The organism is SAR202 cluster bacterium, assembly GCA_009392515.1.
Taxonomy (GTDB): domain Bacteria; phylum Chloroflexota; class Dehalococcoidia; order Lucifugimonadales; family UBA6952; genus UBA6952.
This window is the reverse complement of sequence record VFGE01000039.1, coordinates 23,385-50,167: the sequence shown is the minus strand read 5'-3', so window position 1 is coordinate 50,167 and position 26,783 is coordinate 23,385. Positions and strand designations below refer to the sequence as shown.

The following is a 26,783-nucleotide window of genomic DNA, read 5'->3' as shown; positions in this document are numbered from 1 at the left end:
TTCTCTTTCTTTATTAAAGTTATGAAACTGATCTAAAGGGCAATAAACTTCTCCGCGAACATCTATCAGTGAATTACTAGTAAATTTAATATTGTGAGGGAGATTTTTGAGAGTTTTTATATTATTAGTTATATTTTCACCAATAATACCGTTCCCTCTTGTAGATCCAGTAGTTAATGAACCATTTTCATATAAGATTGAAACTGCAAGGCCATCAAATTTCAATTCGCATTGCATCTCAAATGAGTCATCATCTAACAACCGACTTATACGAGCATACCATACCTCTAATTGATGCTTATCGAATACATTTCCTAAACTTAGCATAGGAGATTTATGATTAACTTTAGCAAACTGATCTAAAGCAGGACTGCCAACTTTTTGAGTTGGAGATGCTGGATTCACTAAGTGAGGGTATAACTCTTCAAATTTTTTTAGTTGATTAAATAATTCATCGTATTCGGAATCAGAAATTTTGGAATCATTTAATTGGTAATATTGAATATTATGAAATTCAATCAAGGATCGTAATGAATCTATTTGTTTATATATATTCTCATCTGTCATGATTATTATTCGAATTGTTATTGTATTGCTGATAAATACTATTTATAGTTATTCATTATTCATTTAAATTACCAATATATTATACCAATAACAAATACTATAAATCTCTATTAAAGAGGATTACGTGATCAATGTACTAAATGACATTGTTATTTTAGATGCTTCAGAGGGTATTGCGGGGCCATATTGTTCTATGTTGCTACAAAATATGGGCGCTAGAGTGATTAAACTTGAATTTGATCAATACACAGATGCAAGAAATGATGTTCGTTATCAATTATGGAACCGTGGGAAAGAGCAATTTTCACTCAACCTTGAAAAACCTGATTCCAAATCAATTTTATCTGAACTTATTAAGATATCTGATGTAATTATCCTTGATGGTATTGAATCGGAACTTTCAATAAATGAACTTGATTATGAATCAGTACGAAATCACAATGATAATATAATATATTGTATTATTCCTCCTTTTTCTTCAACAGGGCCTTATAAAGAAAGACACGGGAATGAATATTCAGTTGGAGCTGCTTTTGGATTAATGGGCGACCAGGGAGATGATGGAATACCAGAATTTGTACGGGTGCCTACAGCGGCTTATGGTGCAGCCTTTAATTCTAGTTATCATATTACTGCCGCTCTCTTATGGAAAGAAATCCATAACGAAGGTAAAAAAATTGAAATTTCTTTATCCCATAGTGCTATGGTTATGCAAAGTGCTCAATTTATGACGGGCATGAACCTTCCGGTAAGAAAGCCAATAATACGTGATGGAATAAGGGCAGGGGTTCCTATATATAGATTATTTAAAGCCAAAGATGGTTGGTTTTTTCTAGCCGGTGGAAATCCATCATTTTGGAACAAATTGTGTATAGGTCTAGAACTTGAAGAACTTGTTATTGACGAAAGGTTTATTGATGCTCCCTGGGGAATTCCCGCTGAATATCATCTAGAGCTTGCAGAAATATTCGAACCTATATTCAGGAAAAAGACGTTAGAATATTGGGAGGAATTCATGAAGTTAACAGATATACCGTTTGCCAAAGTAGGAACAAAAAGCGAATATATCAACCATGAACAAATGTCACATAATAAAACAATTGAATCATTTAATAATAATAACTTAGGAAATACTAAACAGATATCTAACATCGTATATTTTGATGGGGGGAAAACTGAAATAAACCCACTAGTTAAACCTACAGGTTTTGATAATAATAAAATATTAACAGAAATTGGATATACGCAAAAAGAAATAAATCATTTTAAAGATAAGAATATAATTTATGGAAATAATGAATAATAAATTATTACAATCGTTTAGAGTGCTTGATCTAGCTGGATATATTGCAGGAGCATATTGTTCCGGATTACTTGCTGACTTAGGCGCAGATGTTATCAAGGTTGAATCTTTTGATGGAGATGGATTTAGGGCCCTTGCAGGATTTGAAACATGGAATAGAAGTAAACGAGGAATAGCAGTAAATTTGCAACACCAAGAAGGTAAGGACATTATTTATGAAATTTCTAAAATTAGTGACTGTGTTGTTCAAAATTATCGTTACGGGGTAGCAGAAAAATTAAATGTAGATTATGAAAGCCTTCTTAAATACAACAAAAGTATTACATATTGCACTATAAATGCATATGGGACCACTGGCCCCTATAATAAAACCCCGGGATTTGATCCATTATTTCAAGCTATGAGTGGAAGCATGATTTATCAATCTGAAAATGAAGATAGACCAGCATTTATGCGAGTAGCTTTATCTGATTATACAGCGGCCTTACTAGGTGCATGGTCAGTCTGTTTGGGTTTATTGGATAGAAGCAAAACAGGCAAATCTCATAATGTTGAGACATGCTTAATGAATACAATTATGGCAGTACAAGCAGCAGAATTTTTCTTCATTGACAATAAGCCTTGGGAATTGGAGTCAACGCATGATAATTTTGGAATTAATGAATACAAACGTTTATATCAATGTAGTGATTCCTGGATATATATAGATGCCCAAAGTCAAGAGAATTTTAATATGATCAAAAATTCAACTAAATCATCATCGCAAGAAGATTTTATCAAACACTTATCAAAGATTAATTCAAATAAAATTATAAAATTAGTACGAAGCTATGGTGGTTATTGTGAAAAAGTTAACACTACAAAACAATTAATGGAAAATGAATTTTTAGCCGATCATTCAATGCAAATATCCGTAACATCGCCAACGTATGGAGAAATCAAACAATCAGTACACCCTGCGATAATAGATAATAAGCATATAAGCACTACAAAAGCCGCCCCACAACTAGGAGAAGATACAGATAAAGTTTTACAAGAACTAGGCTACTTAGAATCAGATATCATTGAACTTCGAAATAGGAGAGTTATACTATAATTTCGGATATTTGAAAAAGAGGTTTAGTGTTTGTGAAATTCTGGCTATCTATAATGATTGTTTTGGCTGTTTGCGTGAAGGCATTATGGACATTTTCAATAGATTTAAACTTAAAATTAGTAATAGCATGATATTTAGGCGGAGTTTCTGGACTAGTATCCGATACTCCTGCTAGCATTTCAATTTCAACTAAACCTAAAGGATCTAAAAGGTTTCTTACAATTTTATAATGAGAATTTCGATAATAAATATTATCAAATTTTGTTTGATTTGTGTTTGGAAAAAACATACTAACAACAATCATGTATAAGCTCTATATAGCTTTAATTTCTTTGAGATTTTCTATAGCCTGATCGTCATAACCCAACGAATTAAGTATCTCTTTGTTATGAGCACCAAGGTCGGGTGCTATACCAGGTTTACTAGGTGTTTCAGAAAGTTTCCAAGGTGTGCCATGAATTTTTAATGTCTCACCATTTGGATATGTCATCTTTTGTACATAGCCATTAGCTATCATATTAGGATCTTCCGAAGCTTCTAACATGCTGTTCACAGGAGCTGCAACCATATCAGCTTCTCGCAACAATCCTACCCAATGATCTCGTTTGTTTGTTGCAAACAATTCTGATAATTGATTAAGTATCTGATTTTTTTTATCATCAGATTCAAATGATATCCCAAGATCAGCTAATCCGTTTTTCTCCATTGTTTCATGAAAACCTAGAAGCTTTAGAGCTGGAATCCAATCATTGGCACCAAGTTGTATTGCTAATGGTTTCCCATCTGCATCATTAAAACATGCAGCAATTCCAGCACGTTCTCGACTTCCATTTATTCTTGCTCCAGTAATAGGGGGTTGATTTCTCCACATTGCCGTTGCCATTGTCCATCCCATTAATCGAAAAGCACTTCCTATAAGTGAGGTTTCAATTTTTTGGCCTTGACCTGTTGCTCGTGCATGAATGAGTGCTGCAAGTACACCACCAAATGTTACTATTGCACATGTTTCATCAGCTATTGAAACAACTCCGGTTCTCATTTGTTGACCAGGTATAGAAAAAGCTTCAGTGACACCGGCAAGTGCTTGACCAACAGAATCAGTACCTTTTAAATTTGAATCAGGACCATCTGGACCATAAGCTGAAATGCTTGCATAAACAAGTGCTGGGTTGATTTTTTTTAGTTGTTCATAACCAAACCCATAACGCTCAGCTGCCCCTGGTCTGAAATTTTGACCAAATATTTCGGCTGTAGCTACTAATTCATGAAGAATCTTTTGTGCCTCAGGTAATTTAAGATTTAATGTTATGCTTTTTACCCCGCGATTATTAGTTTCAAAATAGGAACTAATTCCATTTTTGATGTCTCCTGATTTTCTTGAGTTGTCTCCAACATTAGGGACTTCTATTTTAATAACTTCAGCACCCAGGTCAGCCATAAGCATATACGGAACTGTTCCTGCTTGTGCAGTAGAACATGTTACAACACGAACTCCTGAAAGTGCTCCAGATGCATTTGTCATACTCGCTCCCTATATAGCTTTAATTTCTTTGAGATTTTCTATAGCCTGATCGTCATAACCCAACGAATTAAGTATCTCTTTGTTATGAGCACCAAGGTCGGGTGCTATACCAGGTTTACTAGGTGTTTCAGAAAGTTTCCAAGGTGTGCCATGAATTTTTAATGTCTCACCATTTGGATATGTCATCTTTTGTACATAGCCATTAGCTATCATATTAGGATCTTCCGAAGCTTCTAACATGCTGTTCACAGGAGCTGCAACCATATCAGCTTCTCGCAACAATCCTACCCAATGATCTCGTTTGTTTGTTGCAAACAATTCTGATAATTGATTAAGTATCTGATTTTTTTTATCATCAGATTCAAATGATATCCCAAGATCAGCTAATCCGTTTTTCTCCATTGTTTCATGAAAACCTAGAAGCTTTAGAGCTGGAATCCAATCATTGGCACCAAGTTGTATTGCTAATGGTTTCCCATCTGCATCATTAAAACATGCAGCAATTCCAGCACGTTCTCGACTTCCATTTATTCTTGCTCCAGTAATAGGGGGTTGATTTCTCCACATTGCCGTTGCCATTGTCCATCCCATTAATCGAAAAGCACTTCCTATAAGTGAGGTTTCAATTTTTTGGCCTTGACCTGTTGCTCGTGCATGAATGAGTGCTGCAAGTACACCACCAAATGTTACTATTGCACATGTTTCATCAGCTATTGAAACAACTCCGGTTCTCATTTGTTGACCAGGTATAGAAAAAGCTTCAGTGACACCGGCAAGTGCTTGACCAACAGAATCAGTACCTTTTAAATTTGAATCAGGACCATCTGGACCATAAGCTGAAATGCTTGCATAAACAAGTGCTGGGTTGATTTTTTTTAGTTGTTCATAACCAAACCCATAACGCTCAGCTGCCCCTGGTCTGAAATTTTGACCAAATATTTCGGCTGTAGCTACTAATTCATGAAGAATCTTTTGTGCCTCAGGTAATTTAAGATTTAATGTTATGCTTTTTACCCCGCGATTATTAGTTTCAAAATAGGAACTAATTCCATTTTTGATGTCTCCTGATTTTCTTGAGTTGTCTCCAACATTAGGGACTTCTATTTTAATAACTTCAGCACCCAGGTCAGCCATAAGCATATACGGAACTGTTCCTGCTTGTGCAGTAGAACATGTTACAACACGAACTCCTGAAAGTGCTCCAGATGCATTTGTCATACTCGCTCCCTTAAACCACTACTAGAGTGGGTTTATTATTTGTGTCGATTCGATATTTTTCTCAATATCCTTAGTATCCCATAAAAGTGGATTATATTCTCCTGAAAAATATTTTTCTACATTATCATTGTAATGTGTACTTGACTGATCTCCAGAATTACCCGGTGGAATTATAAATAAAGATTTTGAAAAATCACTAAGATCAATTATCTGACGGAAACTAGGCATAGAAGTGGCTTTAAAATCTGGGCCACTAGTATGATTAAAGTTACATATAGTATCTCCAGAACCTGGTATAGAAAAAGGCCCAACATTCAAAAGCGAAGCTTCAGGTTCTTGTCGGCCATTTCCATGTCTAAATAATATAGAGTGAACATTTCCCCAATTCCATTTGTTAGTATCATTGCCTAATTTATCCATTAGAAATTGACCTACTTCATCTAATGATATAGTTAAACATTCATCCCAATTGTTATATGGAAATATATTTGATTGAAAAATTGAATTATCGTCAGAACAGATAAGAAATTCCAAAGCTGTCATGTGGACTCTCAATGTTTCTTCTGCTGGTTTTTCACCCAACATAGCATCTCTAATCTTATTTAATATATTTACTTGAATTCTCCAACGAAGTACCTCATAAATCGAACCAAAACTTTCTGCTGAAAGATTCCCATCCCAAGCCGATAGTAGATTTTTTGCTTTTTGACCATTTTCAGTAGTAGGAGAAATGTTTTGAATACGTTTAGTTAAATTCAAACCAGGTATACTAAAGGTGTCCATCTGTATTTTTGAAAATGTCGATGAGTTATGTTTAGTAGTCCTGAGAAGCAATTCTTTAACTCTTTGCCCTCGATATGGTGTGCCAGTAGCATTGATATAATAAGGAAAATCATAGGAAACAATCATATTATTTGATGTGTTGAGGTAATGATTTTCAGGATTAATATGCCTTGGCATTTCTTCAAATGGTATTTCTCCTATCCATTCATGATCTCCTGTCCAACCTGGGACAGGAAACAAATTAGGAACATTCCCCATACGAATTGGTACTTGCCCAGATAATATATATCCTATATTTCCTTGAGTATCTGCCAAAATTCTATTTGTATGGGTAGTCCATTTCCTGTGGGCCTCAATTAGTTCATTGACTGTTTTAGAAGAATGCATTGCTTTAAAACTACTAAAAGTTTGTTGGGTTTCTTTTCCAGACCAATTCATCGAAATACTATATTTACCATCTCCAATTGGATCTTGAATAATAGGACCATGATGAGTTTCATAAATTATTTCTGTAATTGGATTTTTTTCACCTTTAACGTATATTAATTCTTCATGTTTTTCTGCTGGGAGCCATTCATTTTTGTAAAAATATTCAGGATTGTTAGAATTTCTAATTTGCTCAAAATAGATATCTTGAGCATCTACACCAGCCGTTGTTAGACTCCAGGCTGTATGCCCATTATGACCATAATATGTTACCCCAGGAACACCTGGCATTGAAGCCCCAATAAAGGAAAAATCGGGACCACTTATATGCTGTACATGCCAAAAACATGGAACAGTTACTGCAAGGTGAGGATCTCCTGCCAGAAGAGGGGATCCCGATTCAGTCAAAGAGCCATCAACAGCCCAATTATTGGATCCTGTTCCGTTTAAAAATCCAATTTCACTATATGCTTTTTCAAAAAGTTCATTTAAATTTGTTATTGACCTTTCGCCGGCAAGTTCGCCCATAGGAACCATAACTGGGGCATCTACAGGATAGTAGGGAAAGATTTTTTTAAAGTTTTCAACTCCCAAAGCCTGCAACATTTGCATACGGCTAATTTTTGCATGCCCACTAAGAGATTGTGAATGTGCTATGAGTTTCCATCGGCCAGTAACATCTAATGGCGACCATCTTTCTGGAACATAATCTAGTAATTCAAATTCAATAGGTAAGGGAAGTTCTAAATCAAGGTATGCATTAACACCTGCTGTATACGCTTCAATAACATTTTTCCCTTCGTTCTCTAGAGAATCCCATTCTTTTTTTGCAGCCCTCATAGTACCAACGCGTCGAAAAAACTTGTCCGGCCCTAAGCCACCGGGCCCAATAATTTCCGATAAAGTTCCTTTTACAAATCTACGTGTACGCTCCATTCCCCATAATCGATCTTGAGCATGTAAAAAACCTTGGATAAACCACATATCTAATTCACTTGTAACTGTTGCATGAGGAACTCCATAAACATCCCAATTTATTGTAGCGATACCGTCTAACCCTTTAACAGAGTTATTACCAGATTTGATGATTGCCCTTTGTTTTATCGAATCCTTTAAGTCATTTATAGTTTTCTTCATTATATTTCCTCTACAATTTCCACAGGTGTATTGCGAGCAACAATCATTGTCACTTCAACATTTCCTGTATTTATTGGTTGATGCGGAGCCATTGATGGGACATGAAAAAAATCTCCAGCTTCAAAAAATAATTCCTTTTCTAGGTTGGAGCCAACTAAAAATTTACCAGAACCACTAATTATATATATAGCAGATTCGCAATTTGTGTGTATGTGTGGGGTGGCACTACACCCTGATGGTATTGTAGCTATAGCTAAATGAATACCTTCTGCTCCTACAATACTTTTTGACACACCTGCTATCCTAGTCATTGATCCAGAAGAAATTTCAATTTCACGTTGTTCATGTTTAATTATTTGAACTTCATTCATTATTACCTCTTAGCATAAATTCTTGTTTAGAAAATAAATCAAGTTTATCACGTAAGTTTTAAAAAGAAATCATAATTATTATTCAAATAAGTATATGTTTATTTGTATCTAAGATATACTATTCAAAAAATTATTGAGCTTTCCAAAGTACTAGTAGGAGATAATTATGAAATATGATTACATAGTAGTAGGTGCTGGTTCTGCTGGAGCAATAATAGCTACTAGATTATCTGAAGACTTATCAAAATCTGTATTATTGATTGAAGCTGGATCAGATTACCCGGATATGGATAATATGCCTGAAGAGGTAAAATATGGATATAAATCCACTGTAAATGTATGGGATAGCCCACATAATTGGCAATATAAAGCCCGAGCAACCAATGAAGCCGATATAGATGTTCCTAGGGGAAAAGTAACCGGAGGTTCCAGCTCCATTAATGGCCAGATCTTTCTCCGTGGGATTCCCGAAGATTATGATAATTGGAAATTATGGGGAAATACAGAATGGGATTTTCAAACATTGGTTCCATATTTTAACAAAATTGAAACTGACACTACATATCAAAACGACCCAGGCGACTTTCACGGTACAAATGGCCCAATAATATGCCATAGATTCCCTGAAGAAGAATGGAAACCAGCTTCAAAAGCTTTTTATACTGCATGTATAGAAGCTGGATATGAACACTGTGAAGATGCGAACGCACCAGGAACTATTGGAGCAGGCCCAATTCCATTAAATAACCCAGATGGTATTAGATGGTCTACTGCTATTGGATACCTAGGACTTTCAAGACATAGACTAAATTTAACCATTCGGCCTAACGTATTTGTAAAAAAAATTATCTTCGACAAAAGTCAAATCATACCAAAAGCAGTCGGATTAGAAGTATCTTCAGATAATGAAGATTTTATTATCGAAGGTAATGAAATCATTTTGTGTGAAGGCGCAATCGGGACCCCACAAACCCTTATGCTTTCAGGCATTGGCCCTAAAGAACATTTATCTGAACACAATATAGATGTGTTAATAGATGCACCTGGTGTGGGGCAAAATCTAAGAGATCATCCGTTATTACCTGTTATTTGGAAAACAAAACCTGAAGTAGATTTAGACACAGTAGGGCCACGAATTCAAGTACTACTACGTTACACTGCTAGTGGGTCAAATATACATAACGATATGATAGTCTATTTTAATGCGGTAGCCGGTGAATCATATAGAGCCATAGGAGAACCAGTAGGCATAAGTGCCGCATTAGGCTTGAATCTCGCTTTATCAAGCGGGGAAATAAAATTACAATCATCTGATTACCGAGATCATCCTTATCTCGATTACAACCTACTTGATCATCATGAAGATATAAGAAGGTATCGTGATGGGATACGTATGCTAGTCAGTTTAGAAAATAATTCAGAATTATCTAGTTTAATCTTGGAACGCCTAAGACCAACAGACTTTGATTTGGAGAACAACGACTCTCTTGATCTTTGGATAAAGAAACATGTTCTAACTGGACACCACGTTTCTTGTACTGCAAAAATGGGACCACAAAATGACACGATGGCAGTCGTAAACCAATATGGAAAAGTGTATGGAGTAGATGGGTTAAGAATAGGCGATGCTTCTATAATGCCAGATTGTGTGCGTGCAAATATTAATGTTACAGTTATGGTAGTTGCCGAAAAGATTGCTGATTTTATCAAAGACGGAAAATAACAATAATTGACCATTAATACTAATTGAGTTATATTTCCATCTGTGCTCTTTTTTTGAGCTTAAATCTTTTAAGGACAGGACTATTAATACACCCGATAATACAACAGACACGAAAACAATTTATTATGGGTGGTTTATAGTACTTGCCGTTGCACTAGCTGGGTTTAGCCAAAGTGCCGGTACTTTCCCGGTTTTAGCCGTGATATTGGACCCAATAACTGAAGAATTTGGTTGGTCTAAGACTACTTTTACTTACGCTACATCATTTGGGACTATTATAGCTGGTATAGTTGCAATTTTTATTGGAACAGCACTAGATAAATATGGTGGCCGTTGGATTTTAACAACATCGATCTTCATACTTGGACTTTCATTTGTTTTACTTGCCATTGTTGAAAATTACCTGCAATTTTTCATTATTTTAATTGTAAACCGTATAATGACAATGGGTATTATAGCCCTTGCAACTCAAGTCATCGTATCGAAGTGGTTTATTGTTAAACGAGCTAGAGCTATAGCATATAGTGGACTTGGTATAATGCTGGGTAATTCGGTAACACCATTATATGTCGCATTTGTAGCAGATATTTATGACTGGAGAATGGCTCTCACAATATCTGGAATAGTTGTTTTTGTAGTTTCGCTATTGCCAGTAATGATACTTATTCGTAAAGAACCTGAAGATATGGGATTACTACCCGATGGAGAGCTAAGTGAAAAAGATAAAAAGCTTGAATTAAATAAATCAAAAACTGATGAAGTTTCTTTTAATAGAAAAGAGGTTTTACAACAACCAAACTTCTATTTCTTAATACTAGCTTTTTCTTTACTGTTTCTAGTTGGACCAGGACTATGCTTCCATTTAATCTCATATCTCGACACTCAAGGTATTGATAGAAACCAAGGAGCCATAGTTATGGCCATCTGGTCATTTAGTGGTGCTATAGGAGCTTTTTTCTCTGGATTTATGGCTGAAAAATTTGGGACTCGAAAAACAATTGTTGTAACTTTTCTTGTAAATTCGCTCACAATTTTTGTTATTTTATTTATTAACAATTTTTATATAGCAATACTTTGGGGTATTACCCAAGGAATACTAAGTGCTGGTTTGTTTAATACTTTATATCAACTAATATTTGCTGAATATTATGGACGTAACTCATTAGGTTCGATAAGAGGAATGGTATGGCCAGTGCAAATGGTAACTAACGCATCTGGGCCACTTTTTGGCTCAATAATATTTGATCAAACACAAAGTTATTATTACATGTGGATTGTATTTGGGTTTTTAATGCTAATTTCTGCAATAGCAACCTATTTTGCTAAACCACCAATTCTTCACTGATTTAAAGTTATTGAAAAATTTTTTATATTTTGGTCATGTTCTTGATAGTGTAAATAGGTTTCATCTTTTATCATTATTGAAGTAAATGGGTCAGACACAAATAAATCTTCCGGAAAATCCTCTAAATATTTAACCAAATTAGAATGGTTATCAATAAGCCGTTTGTATAAATCTTCGAAACTATAATTAGTATACTCATCAACTTGATTCTGATTTAATTCAATGATCTCATCATTGCTGTAATCTTTCCATTTAGGCATTTGGTTTTTGTTATGATAATCTTTTAAATTGATTAGTAATTCATTATCCCATGCAAATATATGTACCACTGCTTCTAAAAACGACCAAGTGCCAACAGCACCAGGTGTTTTTTCATGTTTAGATGGAAAAGAGTTAATAGTATTTAGTAAATTGTTCCAGGAAGAATTTATTTCATTAAGCGTGTGAATTTTGCTCATATATATTATTTTCCTTGAAAATTAGGTTTTCTTTTTTCTCTAAATGCCAAACGACCTTCAGCATTATCTTCAGTATTATGAACAATAGCACCAAGGTTTTCTTCATAATCACATTGTGTTATTAAATCAACATTCAAACTATGGTAAACCGCTTTCTTGGTCAGTTCTAAAGTTATAGAAGGACCTTCAGCAAGACGATTTGCAATTAACATTGTTTCATCCATTAAAGAATCATGCGGAACCACTTTATCAACTAACCCTAGTTGTGCTGATTCCTCAGCACCAACATCATCACTAAGCCACAACATTAATAGGGCTTTAGAAACACCTACCACTCTCGGTAGAAACCATGTGGCACCGTTGTCAGGCAATATAGCTCTTCTAAGAAATGCGGTAACAAATCTTGCTTGATCAGAAGCTATACGAATATCTGCAGCTAATGCCAAAGAAACGCCACCACCAGCAGCTACACCATTAACTGCTGCAATAATAGGTTTATTAATAGAACGGAATCTACTTATCCATTCGAACCGTGTTTCTTCAATTTGTTTTCTTGTTTCTGTTTGTTTATAACTTCCGGTACTACCCAAATCTGCTCCAGAACAAAATCCTCTTCCTTCGCCTGTAATAACCATAACTTTAGCATTATCATCTTCTTCAAATTCTGTTAAAACTCGTTTCAATCCATGCCTTATAGGGGTTGAAAGAGCATTTAATCTATCCGGGTTATCTAAGGTTACTAGTAATACACCATTTGTTAATGTAACCCTCATATCTTCATATCCTTCATAAGAAAAAATAGTTTGTTTTCCAGGCATCACAATACTCCTTGTAGTTATAAAATTAATTGAAGAAATACTTTTTTGGGATATTTCGTTAAACATTATATGAGTAATCTTTATTCGTCTAGACGAATAAAGCTAGAATGAGTAGAATTTTGTCTTAACTAAGGAGATAAATTATGGCAATAGAATTTAACAGCATACATACAAAAGACGATTTAGAACACATAGGTATACTATCAAGAATTGATTCCCCCAATAACCCTGAAGAATGTATTTTATTAATACATGGATCAAGTGGGAATTTCTACGGCGCAATGAATCTTGCTTTAATCGATCGATTTGGTAAAGCAGGTTACGATGTGGCTAGTTTTAATACCCGTGGACATGATTTAATTTCACGATATGGTGAACGATTTTACGGAAATGCTTTCGATATCTTATCTGAATGCTACTATGATATAGATGCAGCAATAGAATTTTTAGTTAATCAGGGATATAAAAAAATACATTTATATGGCCATAGTATGGGCGCGGTAAAAGTTGTCTATTATGGCGCAAAACACCCAAATCCTAATATAATATCAATTATATCTTCATCTCCAGTCAGACTTTCCTATGATTATTTTATGAACCATCCAGATGCAGTAGAAGAATTTACTAGATGTGTGAATTTAGCAAAAGAACATATAAAAAATAATGAACCTAATGCTTTAATGGATGTCCAATTCCCAATGCCACATACATTTGGAGCAAAAGCTTATTTAGACAAACATGGAAGTGAACAATACAATATGACACTCTATGCACAAGAAATCACAAACCCAACACTACTAATTGCTGGAACATTAGAAACCCACCCAAGATTAGAAAATTGTGCAACAGATACGCATGAAATTATGAAATCGTCACATAAAAAAAATTCAGTAGTTATTGTAGAAGGCGCTGATCACGCATGGACAGATATGCATGATCAGCATGCAAAAGAAATATTAAACTGGATATCAAATCTCTAGGAAGGGTGTTATGGATAATTTATTTAAAAATGTTCGTTCAGAAGTAACATATGAAGTACAAGTTGAAAAAGACATCAAAGTTAAAATGAGAGATGATATCAATCTATCTACAGATATATATTATCCTAGTATTGATGGGGAAATAGATAAAACACCAAAACCTGTATTGTTACATAGAACGCCTTATGACAAAGGTTCAGATAGATTTGCCGAAGAAGCTGAATATTTTACTAAAAGAGGTTATATCGTAGTAATACAAGATAATCGAGGTAGATATAATTCAGAAGGTGAATTCCATAAATACACTCAAGATGCAAATGATGGCTACGATTTAACTGAATGGATAGTAGATCAAGAATGGTGTAATGGGAAAATAGGAACATACGGAACATCATATGGTGCTCATACACAAGCTGCTATGGCTTCAATGAATGCCAAAGGATTACAAGCCATGATTATAGATTGTGGAGGGTTTTCAAATGCTTATATGAGTTCGGCACGTCATAATGGAGCATTTGAATTAAGACAATTAGGATGGGCAATTTCACAAGCCAAATTAAGTAAAGAAGCAATAGAGAATCCAGTTGTAGCTAAGTATTTAGATGAAGTTAATCAAGAAGATTGGCTTTTGCGTTTACCATGGAAAAAAGGTCATTCACCTTTAAAATGGACCCCTGCTTATGAAGACTATATTTTAGAAGAATGGAGTAGGGGAGAATATGATGACTATTGGAAACAGCCTGGATTAGCAGGAGAACTATTCTACGATGAATGGTCAGATATACCTCAAATACATACTGGTGGCTGGTATGACTCTTACACAAGAACTACTTTTGAAAATTATATCGGCCTATCAAATAAGAAAAAATCACCAGTACGTGTTTTAATGGGGCCCTGGACCCACGGACAACGATCTGTTTCTTATGCTGGAGAAGTAGACTTTGGGCCTACAGCCAGTATTAATTCACTAGCAGAAAACTGGGACGACTACAGGCTATTATGGTTCGATGCATGGATGAAAGATTTTGATAATGGTTTCCAGGAACAAAACTCTCTTCTTTTATTTATTATGGGTGGTGGTAGTGGTCTAAAAGATGAACAAGAAAGAATGCAACACGGAGGACAATGGAGATTCGAAAATGAATGGCCATTAGCTAGAACTAATTTCACTCCTTACTATTTCCACAAAGATGGGAGTATGGATACAAATAAGCCATTAAATCAAGATGATTCAACAACATTTAAATTTGATCCAGACACTCCAATTCCAACTATTGGCGGAGGATTATCAGGAGGAATAATTGCTCAGGCTGGTGCTTTCCATCAAATTGAAGGATCACAATTTTTTGGATCGAAAGAGCCTTACCTTCCTTTGGAATCAAGATCTGATATTTTAGTTTTTGAAACAGAAGCATTAATTGAAGATATAGAAGTTACCGGCCCCATAAAGATTCATTTGGAAATTTCTTCGTCTGCAAAAGATACAGATTTTACTGCAAAACTCATAGATGTCTGCCCCCCAAATGATGATTATCCCGATGGTTTTCATATGAATCTTACTGATAGTATCATGAGAGCACGGTATAGAAATTCTTGGGAAAAAGAAGAATTAATGATACCTGGAGAGATTTATTCTCTAGATTTTGAATTATATCCTACAGGTAACTTATTTAAATCTGGCCATAAAATACGAGTAGATATATCGAGTTCTAATTTTCCAAGATTTGATGTTAATCCAAATACAGGAGGACCTTTGGGTGTTGATCAAGCTAAAATTATTGCTTTGAACACAATCCACCAATCAAAAGATCACGCCTCATATATTATGTTACCTATTATTCCTCAATAGATAGACCTAAATTCACAACAGAATTACCGTAATTGATATATGAAAGATCTTCAAATTTAATTCTGTAGTGTATATATGCAAGTGAATAAATAATAAGGGTTAACGGTCGCAAAACAAATGATAATAATTCATTGAATATTGTGGCAAGAGAACCCTCATATATAAATAGTGAACTAATAAATTGTAGAGCAGTCAGTCCTAATATTGGAACCCAGAATTTAAACAAATCAAGCCATGATTTTGATAATAATTTGAGACTCCTAAATAAAGCAGAACCAACTCCAGAATTCTCAAAATATATGGCATGAAGATATGTGATAGTGGATATAATCCACAAAAACAGTAGCGGAAGTCCTATAAATAATAGTGATAAAAATACAAATAATATTAATATTAAATAAAATATAACAACGTTTAATATTAAGGAATATCCTCGTGTTAAAGTTAAGTAGAAGGCGGTTAAAATATTTGTATCTTGCGAAATAATAATTCTGCCTAGTGCTATAATCATAGCAGCATCAACTAATGGGATTAGTAACACTTGAAGTATTAACAACAAATACACATTAAATGTCAAATCAGGAAAAACTTCAGTAGTAGCCTCTGAATCTAAAAAATACGATGCTATTGAAGATAGCTCTTCAGGATAAAACATACTCAGCATTAAACTCGGAATAAATGAAATTATGGAAATTAAAAGTAATTGAGGATATTTATTTTTGTAGATTTGAAGAGCTTTTAGGGATATTGATCCGATAGATTTATAAGTAATAAAGGATCCAAGATACCCATCTTTTTTTATATTTTGTTCTGGTTCTATGTAAGGGTTAGTAAACATCATAGTAAAAATTGTAGAATTAATTCATAACCAGGCCAAAGTATTAATGGCACAACCAAAAAACCTGCCAATGTAAGAAAAAAGGTATTATATAAAGATTCATAATTAAGTACATATCTAATTGCAACCATCATGGCGAAAAACCACCAGATAGACCCAATCAGTAACATAGTATTGAGATCAAAAAATGGTAAAAGACCTAAAAGAATAACAATATTTGGTGTTTGTGCAAATCCAGTAGCTCGTGTCAATTCGCCAAATGAAGCATGTTTAGGGGATGTAGATAATAAATTAATTCCAATAAAATAACAGCCGAATGTCCATAAAATCCAAACAATCATTTGAGCGATTACACCTATGAGAAATACCCAAAGGTCATTAATACTATTATATGATTCGATAACACTTTCAGGATTGTAGCCGGTTACTGTAAAACCTCGTATTATTGCTATCAAAAATGGGATAAGTAAAGCTTGCCATAGTGCAGAGGAATAGATTTCTGCTTCAGCATATACTCTAGATCGTAATAACAAAGTATCTATTACCCGCTTAAAAAATGGGGATTTTTTTATAATTGAAGTAAGATTATTATAATCAAGCATATTTCAAACCATTATTTAAAATGTGGAATTATCTCTGTGCGAAACAATTCAATCTGTTCTAAAACTTCACTGTGAGGCAATCCGGCCCATTGCATACGAAAAAACATATGTGTTATACCGAGGGTTTCTTCATATCTTTGAATTTCCTCAATGATTTCTTGAGGATTGCCTAACATGAATCTATCTTTAGCAAGCTCTTCAAACGGTATTTTAAATGTTTCGTTATTAGGCAAAACATCATCTTGGCCCCATGAGGCATAAGCGGCATATTTAGGTTCTAAGAAGGGTTGGGCTTTTGAATAGGCTGTAGAACTATTTTTATGCACATATAATTCTTTCAACATTGGCAAGTCAGGTACATAACCATTTGTTTGCATAGCAATGTCTTTATACATTTTAATCTGAGGTGTTAGACTTTTTGTAGTTGCATGAGGATTTATTAACCATGGATAACCATTTCTAGCAGCTCTTTTAACAGCGACATCAAGGTTAGCAGCCATCCAAATCGGTGGATGGGGCTTAGAAATAGGGTGAGTAGCAATTTTGGAATATGGAACTCTATAAAATTCTCCATCAAATTCAATTTCATCTTGGGTCCATAGTCTCTTAATCAAGTCTAGCGATTCTAGTAATCTAGGGATTCTTTCTTTAGGTTTGACATTAAATGAAATAAATTCTTCATCTCTGTAGCCGATACCAACACCCATAATAAATTTACCATTTGTCATTGCATCTAGTGAAGCAGTAGCTTCTGCTGTCTCAAGAGGATTTAACAAAGGGAGTAATAATACTCCAGCAACAACTTCCATATCTCCGGATTCTTGAGCTAATCTTGCAAGATAGGGTAATGTAGAGACCATTTGGAAGGGGTATGAAAGAAAATGTTGACCTGTACCAATAAAATCGAAACCGGCTTCTCTAGCATGTTTTACTTGTTCAACTCCCTCATTAATCCTTTGAGTCATATTGTCGGTGCTGTCCCATTGATTTAAGACCCAGAATCCAAATTTCATAAACGACCTCATAAATAAATATTTTCAATACAGTATAAATTATATCATGTATAATCTCTATAAAATATTTCAAACAATTTTTTGGATGAAAGAAATTAATATAATTAATCACTTAGCTGGATGAATTGTGGATAATAAATACGTACTTGGTATAGATATCGGTGGCACCAAAATACGACTAGGCATTGTAGATTTTGATGGCAACGTTAAATGGGCTGTCTCAAAGCCTAATTATAATTTCAATTCAATGTCTGAATGGATTCAATATTTTATTGATAATATCCTTACTCAAATTCCAGATGAATATACAACATCATATGCAAAAATAGGGATTGGTACAGCAGGATGGATAGATGAAGAATCGAACTTAATCATTCATTCCCCAAATACCAATTGGAAAAACGTAGACCTTAAATCATTATTAGAAAAAGAAATAAATATTCCTATAACAATAATAAATGACTGTTCAGCTGCTGTAATAGGAGAGCATGCCTATGGAGCAATTAAGGATTGTACAAATGCATTAGGAATATTTATAGGTACAGGAATTGGTGGTGGTATAATTTTAAACAACAATTTATATCAAGGATCTCAGGGATTTGCCGGAGAAATCGGACACACGATTATTGTTGAAGATGGAAATCTTTGTGAATGTGGTAGAAAAGGTTGTTTAGAGGCCTATTGTGGTGGCAAAGCTATTGGCAAAATAGCAAAAAATATTGCATCCATAGATAAGAATTCAGTATTTAATTTATTAGCGGCAAAAACAAATAAACAAATCAGTGCAGAAACAGTCTCTATGGCATATTATGAAAATAATGAAGAAGCCGTGGATATTATTAAGGAAATTTCAAATAAATTAGCAATATCAATAACTAATTTTTTTAATATATTTGATCCTGAAGCTGTAGTTATTGGTGGAGGAGTCATCGATGGTATACCTGAAATTGTTAACTACATTGACAATTATTTTAAAGACCTATCGATTACTGAGAATAAACATAACAAAATTAGAAAAGGTAAGTTAAACGAAAATATGGTTTTAGTAGGAGCATCTATAGTAGCCAGGAATCTTATATAAGAATACTTAGTTGTTAATCATTTTAGAATAAATTTGTATTATAGAAACACCCATAATTATAAAAGTCATACCTAAAATTGCAGGAATATCAGGAATTTGACGGTACGCAACAGCACTAATTAAAACTACAAACAAAAGTCCTGTACTTGTCCATATAGCATATGCAATCCCTACTGGTATAGTTTTTATTGTCAATGATACTAGATATATACTAACAATATAACAAAAGATTACAATTAAACTTGGTATGATTTTTGAAAAACCTTCTGTGGCCTTTAGTGTTACAGTACCTGCTACCTCAAAAACAATAGCTATTGCCAGATATAAATATGCCATAACTATTCAGAAGCTTCTATATCAAGTAATTTTTGCAAACGTCTTGAATGACGTTCTTCACCAGAAAATTTTGCATTGATAAAAGAAATAATAATTTCTTTTATAAGCTCTATTCCTATAATTCTGGAACCAATACATAGGACATTCATATCGTCGTGTTCTACACCTTGATGAGCAGAATATCCATCATGGCAGAGTCCGGCGCGAACTCCTTTAATTTTATTTGCTGTTATTGAAGCACCAACCCCACTACCGCATACAATAATGCCTTTTTCTGCTTCACCATTTCTAATGGAGTATCCAACATTTTTAGCAAAATCTGGGTAGTCATCCAGGGCATCAAATTCAGAAGCTCCTAAATCTACAAAATCAATATTTAAAGAAGTCAAAAAGGATTTAATTTCTTCTTTGATTTCAAAACCTGCATGATCAGAACCAAGTGCAATTTTCACAATAACTCCATTGATTTTATTTAAAATACAATAAAAAAATTAATACAAGCCTAAGTATAACAAAAATGATCAATAAGTAGGAGAGGTAGTAGTATGTTTTGCTTGACGTTAAATAGAAGAAATGTGTAACCTGAACAAAATCACCAAATAGGAGGGATTATGAAGGGCGAATTAGCTATTGCAAATATCTTAAAAAAAGAAGAAACGGATTATTTATTTTGTTATCCCGCAAACACACTTATAGAAGCCGCTGCAAGTTTGGGTATTGAGCCAATAATGTCTCGAACGGAAAGAGCTACAGTTAATATGGCAGATGGATATACCAGAACAATGAGTGGAAAGAAAAACGGTATTGTTGTAACTCAAACAGGACCTGGCATTGAAAATGCATTCAGTGGTGTTGCGCATGCTTACGCGGAATCGGTCCCTATATTCGTAATTCCAGGTGGAACGGCTAATGCAAGATTAGGACAATCCCCAGACTTTCGATCAAGTGAAGTCTACAGACCAGTTACTAAATGGTCAGATAGAATTAATCAGCTTGATAGAATTCCAGAAATGATGAGACGGGGCTTCACTTATCTAAGATCAGGACGTGGTCGTCCAGTTTTATTAGAAGTAGCGCAAGATGTTGCTCAAGGTGAATTTGACGACTCAAAACTTAATTATGAAAAGGTAAAGTTTAATAAGACAGCTGCTGACCCAAATGATATTCGCAAAACAATCGAAATGTTGTTAAAAGCAAAAAACCCTGTCCTTTACGCAGGGGCAGGTATATTATGGGCTGAAGCCACTTCAGATTTAATCGAATTTGCCGAATTATTAAATGCGCCTGTTTTAACCAGTAATACTGGCAAGAGCGGATTCCCTGAAGATCATCCATTATCACTTGGAACAGGTGGAAATACCTATACAAAGGCTGTTAAGGTATTTTTGGACAAATCTGATTTGATATTTGGATTAGGATGTAGTTTCACAACTAATTTAGCATCAATTGGTGTTCCTACTGGAAAAACATTAATCCAAGCGAATGTAGATGAAATTGATTTAAATAAAGAACAACAATTAGATCATTCCTTGATGGGGGACTTATCTCTGGTATTGCCACAACTTATTGAAGAATTAAAAAAACAAGCGGGTGAAGAAGCTAGAAAAGGTACTGGAAACATTGAACAAGAAATTAAAAAAGTTAAAGATGAATGGTTAGATGAGTGGATGCCTTTATTAACATCTAATGAAGCCCCAATTAACCCATATCGTATTATTTGGGATTTTATGAATACAGTCGACCGTTCAAATACCATATTAACCCATGAATCAGGTCATCCAAGAGATCAAACAATTCCTTTCTATCAAACTGTAACTCCTCGTTCATATATGGGATGGGCCAATTCAAGTCAATTAGGATATTCACTAGGTATTTCAATGGGAGCTAAACTTGCTGCACCAGATAAAACTGTCGCCGCAATAATGGGAGATGCTTCAATTGGTATGTGTGGTATGGATATTGAAACTGCTGTACGCCACAAAATTCCTGTCCTTCTAATTGTTTTCAATAATCATGTATTAAGTGGTTATTCAGTTAATTATCCAAAAGCAACTGAAAACTTTGGATTTACCAACCTATATGGTGAGTATGCTAAATTAGCAACTGCATTAGGGGCACATGGAGAAAGAGTAGAAGACCCGTCTGAAATCATTCCATCAATTAAACGAGCTCAAGAAGTTATGAATACAGGTAAGCCAGTATTACTCGAGTTTATGACAAAAGAAGAAAACAGGTTGTGTAGAGGATAAAGTAATCCAATTAAACTTAATATGTCATTATTTGAGCATAATATAAGAAATAATCTGGTTCAATCAGCACCATTATCTTCAAGAATCAGGCCAAATAGTTTGGATAGTTTTATAGGCCAAGAACACATACTCGGCAAAGGTAAAATCTTAAATAATCTTATCAAAAATAAAACTATCCCATCTATGATATTTTGGGGCCCTCCAGGTACTGGCAAAACAACTCTTGCTAAATTAATTGCTGAAGAAACAAATATGAATTTTACCTCGTTATCCGCAGTATCTTCAGGGATCTCAGATATAAGAAAAGTAAGCGATGAAATTTTATCGAACCCAAATCTATCCAAAACTATTCTCTTCTTAGACGAAATACACAGATTTTCTAAAAGCCAACAAGATTCACTATTACCGTTAATTGAAAATGGGGTAATTATTCTAATTGGAGCAACTACAGAACACCCTGGGTTTTCGATTATTAATCCTTTGATTTCCAGGATAAAGATATTCAAGTTTGAACCTCATGATAATTTAACATTGAATAAAATCCTGAAAAAAGTACTGGATAACACACAAGAATATTTAAAGACTGATGAAAAAATCATTATTGACAACAGTGTTTTGGATACTTTAATAACAGGTTCATCTGGAGATGCAAGAAAAGCTTTAGATACTTTTGAATTAGCAGTCAATTCTACCATTAATAAAAATGGAGAAAAAACATTAAGTAATAATATTATTCGAGATCTTCTAGCAAATAATGCGCTTTATGATCGTAAAAATGATAATCATTACAATACTATATCTGCATTCATTAAATCGATAAGAGGGTCAGACCCAAATGCAGCTATATATTATTTGGCAAGAATGTTAAAAAATGGAGAAGACCCCTTATTTATTGCTCGGAGATTAGTTATAAGTGCATCTGAAGATATTGGCTTAGCGAACCCTAATGCTATGGTTCTTGCCAATTCCACATTTGAAAGTGTAAACAAACTTGGTATGCCAGAATCAAGGATCCCTTTAGCAAATGCAACAATTTACTTAGCACTATCTGAAAAAAGTAATTCTTCTTATTTAGCAATTGATAGTGCCTATGAAGAAGTAACTAATAATCCAATAACAGAAATACCTAATCATTTAATCAACGCTGAAACAACTGTTGATAAGGAATTTCACATTGGAGAAGGTTATACCTATGACCATGATTCAAAAAATGGATTTATTAAAAAAGATAATTTCCCAAATAATATTAATAATAAGAGTTTTTATGTACCAAAAGAAAACGGAGTCGAAAAAACATTGAAAGAAAGATTTGAAAAGTTATGGGGAAATTTATAATGTAGGTTATATTATCCTAAATTAAGCAGGGATCTTTTGCCAAAACAGAAAATCAACGCACCTGGAATTAATAAAATTGCAGCAATTCCCATTGTTAATTGAATTCCAAACCCTGGAGCAAAAACATTAGTGGTATCAATTACACCAGCCATAGTAGCAACAAGAAATGTACTAAAACTAGTCATTCCAAATTCCATCATATAAACTGACATCACTCGACCTCTGAATTCATCACTCACATAACTTTGTACTAAAGCATTACTCAGGGACAAACGTAAGGATTGGAAAAAACCAACAAACATCATGGAAACACATCCAACAATAAAGGATCTTGTGAATGAAAATATTGTGAGAGTAATACCTAGAGCTAATACACTATAAATAAATAATTTTCCTCTATTGCTATCAGATAGAATGGTTACAATAAGAGAACCAATCAAAGCACCTATTCCCGAAATACTCATTAAACATCCAAGGCGAAAACTGGAATAAGTAAGTAATTCAGGTAAATTAAATGAACTAATTATTAGGGTCGAATTCATCCAAGCAAAATCTGAAGCAATTACAACTTGTATATCTTTAGCAAATATAGGCATTAATCCCATATACGGCATAGAAAGAACAACACTGAATAAAGTTGCTAATAATAAATAAAAGATAACAGTTTCATTAAAAATATATTTAAAGCCATTGATTAAATCTCTCAATGGACTTTTTTCTTTAGCATGCGGGTTTAAACTTTTTGTTATAGGGAGAAATGAAATAATTATAGTAGCTAATATATATAGAAAAGTCATAAAATAATAAACAGTTGTAATACCTAATAATGCAATCATTAATCCAGCAACTCCCGGTGCAGCTAGGCGATTTAAATTCATCCCTGATTGGTTTAATGCAATAGCATTAGTTAAATTTTCCCTACCTACAATTTCAGGTATTACTGCTTGCCTTGAAGGCATAGTAAAACCCATAATAGTTCCTTGAAAAACCGAAGCCATCATAACATATGATACTCCTGCACCTGTAGAGAGATTAATGAGATCCAGAGAAAGGCAAACTGCTACAAAAAGCGAGGTAATGGCTAGTAAAACTTGTCCACTTTGCATGAGTCGTTTTTTTAGAAATCTATCTGCAAGTACTCCTCCAAACATCGAAGTAAATAACATTGGAAGGGCGTGAGCAACAGTCATAGCTCCTAAAATTGTATAAGATGCCGAGAGTTCATATATTAACCATGCTCGAGAAACCATCTGCATATTTAATCCAGCCATTTGCGCCATCATCGCAAACCAGTATGTGGGGAATCCTTTTGTTTTAAATGATCTTAAGGGACTTGGCTTATATGATTCTTCTGCGGAGATAGTATTCAATTCTTTTCACAATTAATAATTGATAGACATAAATAAAAAAGGACACCTGATCAAAATAGCACATCTAAAGTAATATATGCAACTATCTATATGAGACTGTTTTAAAATTTGATATCTTCACATCTCTTAAATCCAACATACCGTATGGAGTAAAATTAATATCACTAACGTGATCTTTTATCAAAGCGAAAGTACTTCCATGATAAAGAGGAATAAGTATTGCATCATTAATAAGACTTTCTTCAGCGTCTATATAATACTGTATTCTTTTATCTTCGTTAGTTTCCATAGTTGCTAGATCAATTAGTGAATCATAATTAGGATTGTTATATTTACTAACATTATTACCAGATTTGGAATGAAATAATGAATAAAGAAAATTATGTGGATCAGGATAATCTGCTATCCACCCATAATCATAAATATCGTAAGGCACTTTATCAATAGAATAATAATATTGATCTGGAGGTATAACATTTGTTGTAATATTAACACCAAGGTTATCAATCCAAGTATTAATTATTTCACTTATTAGTGAATTAGGGGCAGTGTATCCTGGTGTATTATAAAAAATATCAGGCAAGGATTTATCTATGTAATACTTTGAGTTTGACAGATAATTCAAAGCTGATTCTGGATCATAAATATAATTATTATTATCCAAATTAGAATTAAAATCAGGCATTTGTGGGGGTATTAACCCATATGCATTTTGGTGGACAGATTCAAAGTAATTAGTAACAATTGTTTCGACATTGCTACTTTGAGCAAAAGCCTTTCGGACATTTATATCATCAAAAGGAATTGATTGAGTATTAAATCCTATATAATAAGTACTCATTTCAGTAGATTTAATTAGATTTTGTTCTTTAACTGGAGAACCACCAAAAATTAAATCAGAGTTATATATATCAATAACTTCATCAGAAAAAAGTGTAGTTGCATCTATTTCACCAGATTGATACATTAGAGCTGGCTTTCCACCATATAATCGAAAAATCAGACTATCAATTTCAGGTTTATTGAGATGATAGTCTGGATATGGGAATAAATACATAATAACGCCAGGCAACCAATCCCCCATTACAAATGGACCTGTACCGATAGGATTTGCTTCCCAAGCTCTATTATTCTCGCTGTATCTAGCAAGTTGTTCCGAATCAACCAAAAATGTATGTGAATGTGAAAGTTTTGAAATAAAATAAGGAGTTGGAGAAACCAATTTGATTTCGAATTTGCTATCATCAATTATATTAAAACCTTTTAAATTATCTATATCTCCACTACTGAATTCTCTGGCTCCTAATATATCTCCTAAGTAGTTAAGTACATTTTTTTTATTTTGGGACTTTAAAGCTCGTTCCCAAGAATATTGAATATCAATACTTGTAACTTTACGTCCTGAATGGTATCTAGCATTGTCTTTAATAGTAAATGTATAGGTTTGTGCATCATCTGATATCAACCAACTATCAGCAATATCCGGTTGTAAATATCCATCTTTATCAAAACCAGTTAGACCACTAAAGATTTGTTGAATATATTGAATTGATTTAGCTCCAGTAGCAAATGCAGGATCTAAGCTAACTGGTCCAGAATCTAGATGTAAAACCAGGCTTTCATAACGTGGTATATTGTATGGTTGAGGTTCAATTGGTTGAAAAGAATTAGCAAGTAATTGAATAGTTGGTAAATTATTCTCATATATTAATGAATCAATTTCAAATATGATTATATAATTTTTAATTTTATCTGTAACAGATTGAACAAATCCGTTTTTTATAGAATTACTATCTTTCCACTGATATTGTATTTGATAGGCTTGATTACCATTAACCAATGTAAGGTTCGTTTCTGAAAGAATAGTAAAATCTGATTGCTGTTTGATAGGGCTTATAAATTGGTCAACGATATCGACATTAGATAAATTCCCATCAGTATATAAAAGATAAATATCACCTATTATATTATCTGGCGTTAATTTTATTTCTGCGATGGAAGGAACACTTTTAGTAGAATCTACTATCCAACTTGAAGGATATTTAATAGAAAAACCAAAAAGATCATCTATATAAAGATCATCAAGTACAGGTACAAATTGTTCTTTTAAATCATTATCACCAGATACAATATTCGAATTTGTATCTTTGGAACTACTTAGGTTATCTTCAGCACTAGTATTGTTGTTGTTCTCTTTATTAGGGGTAGGGGTAGGAGTTAACGTGAAAGTTTCTGGAGGAACTGATTTGTCTTCCTGAATTCTAGGCAAATCAAATCTACTACAGGCTAAGGTAGTTAAAAGAAACGCTATTATAAATAAAATATAATTAATTTTCATACACGATAAAATTCAAGGTGATATA

The 26,783-nt window shown here is 33.8% G+C and carries 24 protein-coding genes; 9 read left to right on the top strand and 15 right to left on the bottom strand.

Going from position 1 to position 26,783, the window contains the following annotated elements:
• Positions 1-567, bottom strand: a 567-nt coding sequence (locus tag FI695_06345; protein ID MQG51583.1) for an NAD-dependent DNA ligase LigA, incomplete at its 3' end; no start/stop codon positions are given.
• A 103-nt stretch (positions 568-670) separates the two neighbouring features.
• On the opposite strand from FI695_06345, the gene FI695_06340 reads away from it, so the two are divergent.
• Together FI695_06340 and FI695_06335 are read left to right on the top strand one after the other, a co-directional pair.
• Entirely contained in the window at positions 671-1,870 is a 1,200-nt protein-coding gene (locus FI695_06340; GenBank protein MQG51582.1) for a hypothetical protein, read from the top strand.
• Complete coding sequence (locus FI695_06335; GenBank protein MQG51581.1) at positions 1,854-2,966, top strand: hypothetical protein; 1,113 nt, start codon at positions 1,854-1,856, stop codon at positions 2,964-2,966. The genes FI695_06340 and FI695_06335 overlap by 17 nt, the downstream gene beginning before the upstream one ends.
• Here FI695_06335 and FI695_06330 read toward each other — a convergent pair.
• The 5 genes from FI695_06330 to FI695_06310 are packed head-to-tail and all read right to left on the bottom strand — an operon-like array spanning position 2,956 to position 8,423.
• Positions 2,956-3,270, bottom strand: coding sequence for an EthD family reductase (locus FI695_06330; GenBank protein ID MQG51580.1), 315 nt, complete (start codon positions 3,268-3,270; stop codon positions 2,956-2,958). The two genes, FI695_06335 and FI695_06330, sit on opposite strands and share 11 nt — an antisense overlap.
• 9 nt (positions 3,271-3,279) lie before the next feature.
• Entirely contained in the window at positions 3,280-4,488 is a 1,209-nt protein-coding gene (locus FI695_06325) for a CoA transferase (GenBank protein ID MQG51579.1), read from the bottom strand.
• A 9-nt stretch (positions 4,489-4,497) separates the two neighbouring features.
• Entirely contained in the window at positions 4,498-5,706 is a 1,209-nt protein-coding gene (locus FI695_06320) for a CoA transferase (GenBank protein MQG51578.1), read from the bottom strand.
• Between the two features lie 21 nt (positions 5,707-5,727).
• Positions 5,728-8,052 carry a penicillin acylase family protein gene (locus tag FI695_06315; GenBank protein MQG51577.1) on the bottom strand — a complete coding sequence of 775 codons (2,325 nt, stop codon included), beginning with the start codon at positions 8,050-8,052 and terminating at the stop codon, positions 5,728-5,730.
• Positions 8,052-8,423, bottom strand: coding sequence for a cupin domain-containing protein (locus tag FI695_06310; protein MQG51576.1), 372 nt, complete (start codon positions 8,421-8,423; stop codon positions 8,052-8,054). The genes FI695_06315 and FI695_06310 overlap by 1 nt, the downstream gene beginning before the upstream one ends.
• Before the next feature lie 166 nt (positions 8,424-8,589).
• Here FI695_06310 and FI695_06305 point away from each other — a divergent pair, with 166 nt between their 5' ends.
• Both FI695_06305 and FI695_06300 read left to right on the top strand, forming a co-directional pair.
• The gene (locus tag FI695_06305) at positions 8,590-10,146 is read left to right on the top strand and encodes a mycofactocin system GMC family oxidoreductase MftG (protein ID MQG51575.1); all 1,557 of its coding nucleotides are present in this window, start codon (positions 8,590-8,592) and stop codon (positions 10,144-10,146) included.
• Between the two features lie 16 nt (positions 10,147-10,162).
• Positions 10,163-11,491 (top strand): MFS transporter, encoded by a 1,329-nt coding sequence (locus tag FI695_06300; protein MQG51574.1) that lies wholly within the window; start codon positions 10,163-10,165, stop codon positions 11,489-11,491.
• Here FI695_06300 and FI695_06295 read toward each other — a convergent pair.
• Both FI695_06295 and FI695_06290 read right to left on the bottom strand, forming a co-directional pair.
• Complete coding sequence (locus tag FI695_06295) at positions 11,485-11,949, bottom strand: ClbS/DfsB family four-helix bundle protein (GenBank protein MQG51573.1); 465 nt, start codon at positions 11,947-11,949, stop codon at positions 11,485-11,487. The genes FI695_06300 and FI695_06295 overlap by 7 nt on opposite strands.
• A gap of 5 nt (positions 11,950-11,954) precedes the next feature.
• Positions 11,955-12,833, bottom strand: coding sequence for a hypothetical protein (locus FI695_06290; GenBank protein ID MQG51572.1), 879 nt, complete (start codon positions 12,831-12,833; stop codon positions 11,955-11,957).
• Between the two features lie 77 nt (positions 12,834-12,910).
• On the opposite strand from FI695_06290, the gene FI695_06285 reads away from it, so the two are divergent.
• Both FI695_06285 and FI695_06280 read left to right on the top strand, forming a co-directional pair.
• Entirely contained in the window at positions 12,911-13,747 is an 837-nt protein-coding gene (locus FI695_06285; protein MQG51571.1) for an alpha/beta fold hydrolase, read from the top strand.
• 10 nt (positions 13,748-13,757) lie between these two features.
• Positions 13,758-15,596, top strand: coding sequence for a CocE/NonD family hydrolase (locus FI695_06280; GenBank protein ID MQG51570.1), 1,839 nt, complete (start codon positions 13,758-13,760; stop codon positions 15,594-15,596).
• Here the strand turns inward: FI695_06280 and FI695_06275 are convergent.
• From FI695_06275 to FI695_06265, 3 genes are read right to left on the bottom strand one after another with little or no spacing between them, the layout of a single operon-like run.
• Complete coding sequence (locus tag FI695_06275; protein ID MQG51569.1) at positions 15,583-16,437, bottom strand: hypothetical protein; 855 nt, start codon at positions 16,435-16,437, stop codon at positions 15,583-15,585. The genes FI695_06280 and FI695_06275 overlap by 14 nt on opposite strands.
• Positions 16,434-17,036 carry a hypothetical protein gene (locus tag FI695_06270; protein ID MQG51568.1) on the bottom strand — a complete coding sequence of 201 codons (603 nt, stop codon included), beginning with the start codon at positions 17,034-17,036 and terminating at the stop codon, positions 16,434-16,436. The genes FI695_06275 and FI695_06270 overlap by 4 nt, the downstream gene beginning before the upstream one ends.
• A gap of 11 nt (positions 17,037-17,047) precedes the next feature.
• A complete protein-coding gene (locus FI695_06265) occupies positions 17,048-18,061 on the bottom strand; it encodes an LLM class flavin-dependent oxidoreductase (GenBank protein ID MQG51567.1) in 1,014 nt (337 codons plus the stop codon).
• A gap of 112 nt (positions 18,062-18,173) precedes the next feature.
• Here FI695_06265 and FI695_06260 point away from each other — a divergent pair, with 112 nt between their 5' ends.
• The gene (locus FI695_06260; protein ID MQG51566.1) at positions 18,174-19,130 is read left to right on the top strand and encodes an ROK family protein; all 957 of its coding nucleotides are present in this window, start codon (positions 18,174-18,176) and stop codon (positions 19,128-19,130) included.
• Between the two features lie 6 nt (positions 19,131-19,136).
• On the opposite strand, the gene FI695_06255 is transcribed toward FI695_06260, so the two are convergent.
• Together FI695_06255 and rpiB are read right to left on the bottom strand one after the other, a co-directional pair.
• A complete protein-coding gene (locus FI695_06255) occupies positions 19,137-19,466 on the bottom strand; it encodes a multidrug efflux SMR transporter (protein MQG51565.1) in 330 nt (109 codons plus the stop codon).
• A gap of 2 nt (positions 19,467-19,468) precedes the next feature.
• Positions 19,469-19,918 (bottom strand): ribose 5-phosphate isomerase B, encoded by a 450-nt coding sequence (gene rpiB / locus FI695_06250; GenBank protein MQG51564.1) that lies wholly within the window; start codon positions 19,916-19,918, stop codon positions 19,469-19,471.
• Between the two features lie 159 nt (positions 19,919-20,077).
• Between rpiB and FI695_06245 the strand changes: the two genes are divergently transcribed.
• Entirely contained in the window at positions 20,078-21,715 is a 1,638-nt protein-coding gene (locus FI695_06245) for a thiamine pyrophosphate-requiring protein (GenBank protein ID MQG51563.1), read from the top strand.
• A gap of 21 nt (positions 21,716-21,736) precedes the next feature.
• Entirely contained in the window at positions 21,737-23,050 is a 1,314-nt protein-coding gene (locus tag FI695_06240) for a replication-associated recombination protein A (protein ID MQG51562.1), read from the top strand.
• A gap of 11 nt (positions 23,051-23,061) precedes the next feature.
• Here FI695_06240 and FI695_06235 read toward each other — a convergent pair whose 3' ends face one another.
• Together FI695_06235 and FI695_06230 are read right to left on the bottom strand one after the other, a co-directional pair.
• Entirely contained in the window at positions 23,062-24,420 is a 1,359-nt protein-coding gene (locus FI695_06235) for an MFS transporter (GenBank protein MQG51561.1), read from the bottom strand.
• Between the two features lie 82 nt (positions 24,421-24,502).
• Positions 24,503-26,758 carry a peptide ABC transporter substrate-binding protein gene (locus tag FI695_06230; protein MQG51560.1) on the bottom strand — a complete coding sequence of 752 codons (2,256 nt, stop codon included), beginning with the start codon at positions 26,756-26,758 and terminating at the stop codon, positions 24,503-24,505.
• Positions 26,759-26,783 lie beyond the last annotated feature (25 nt).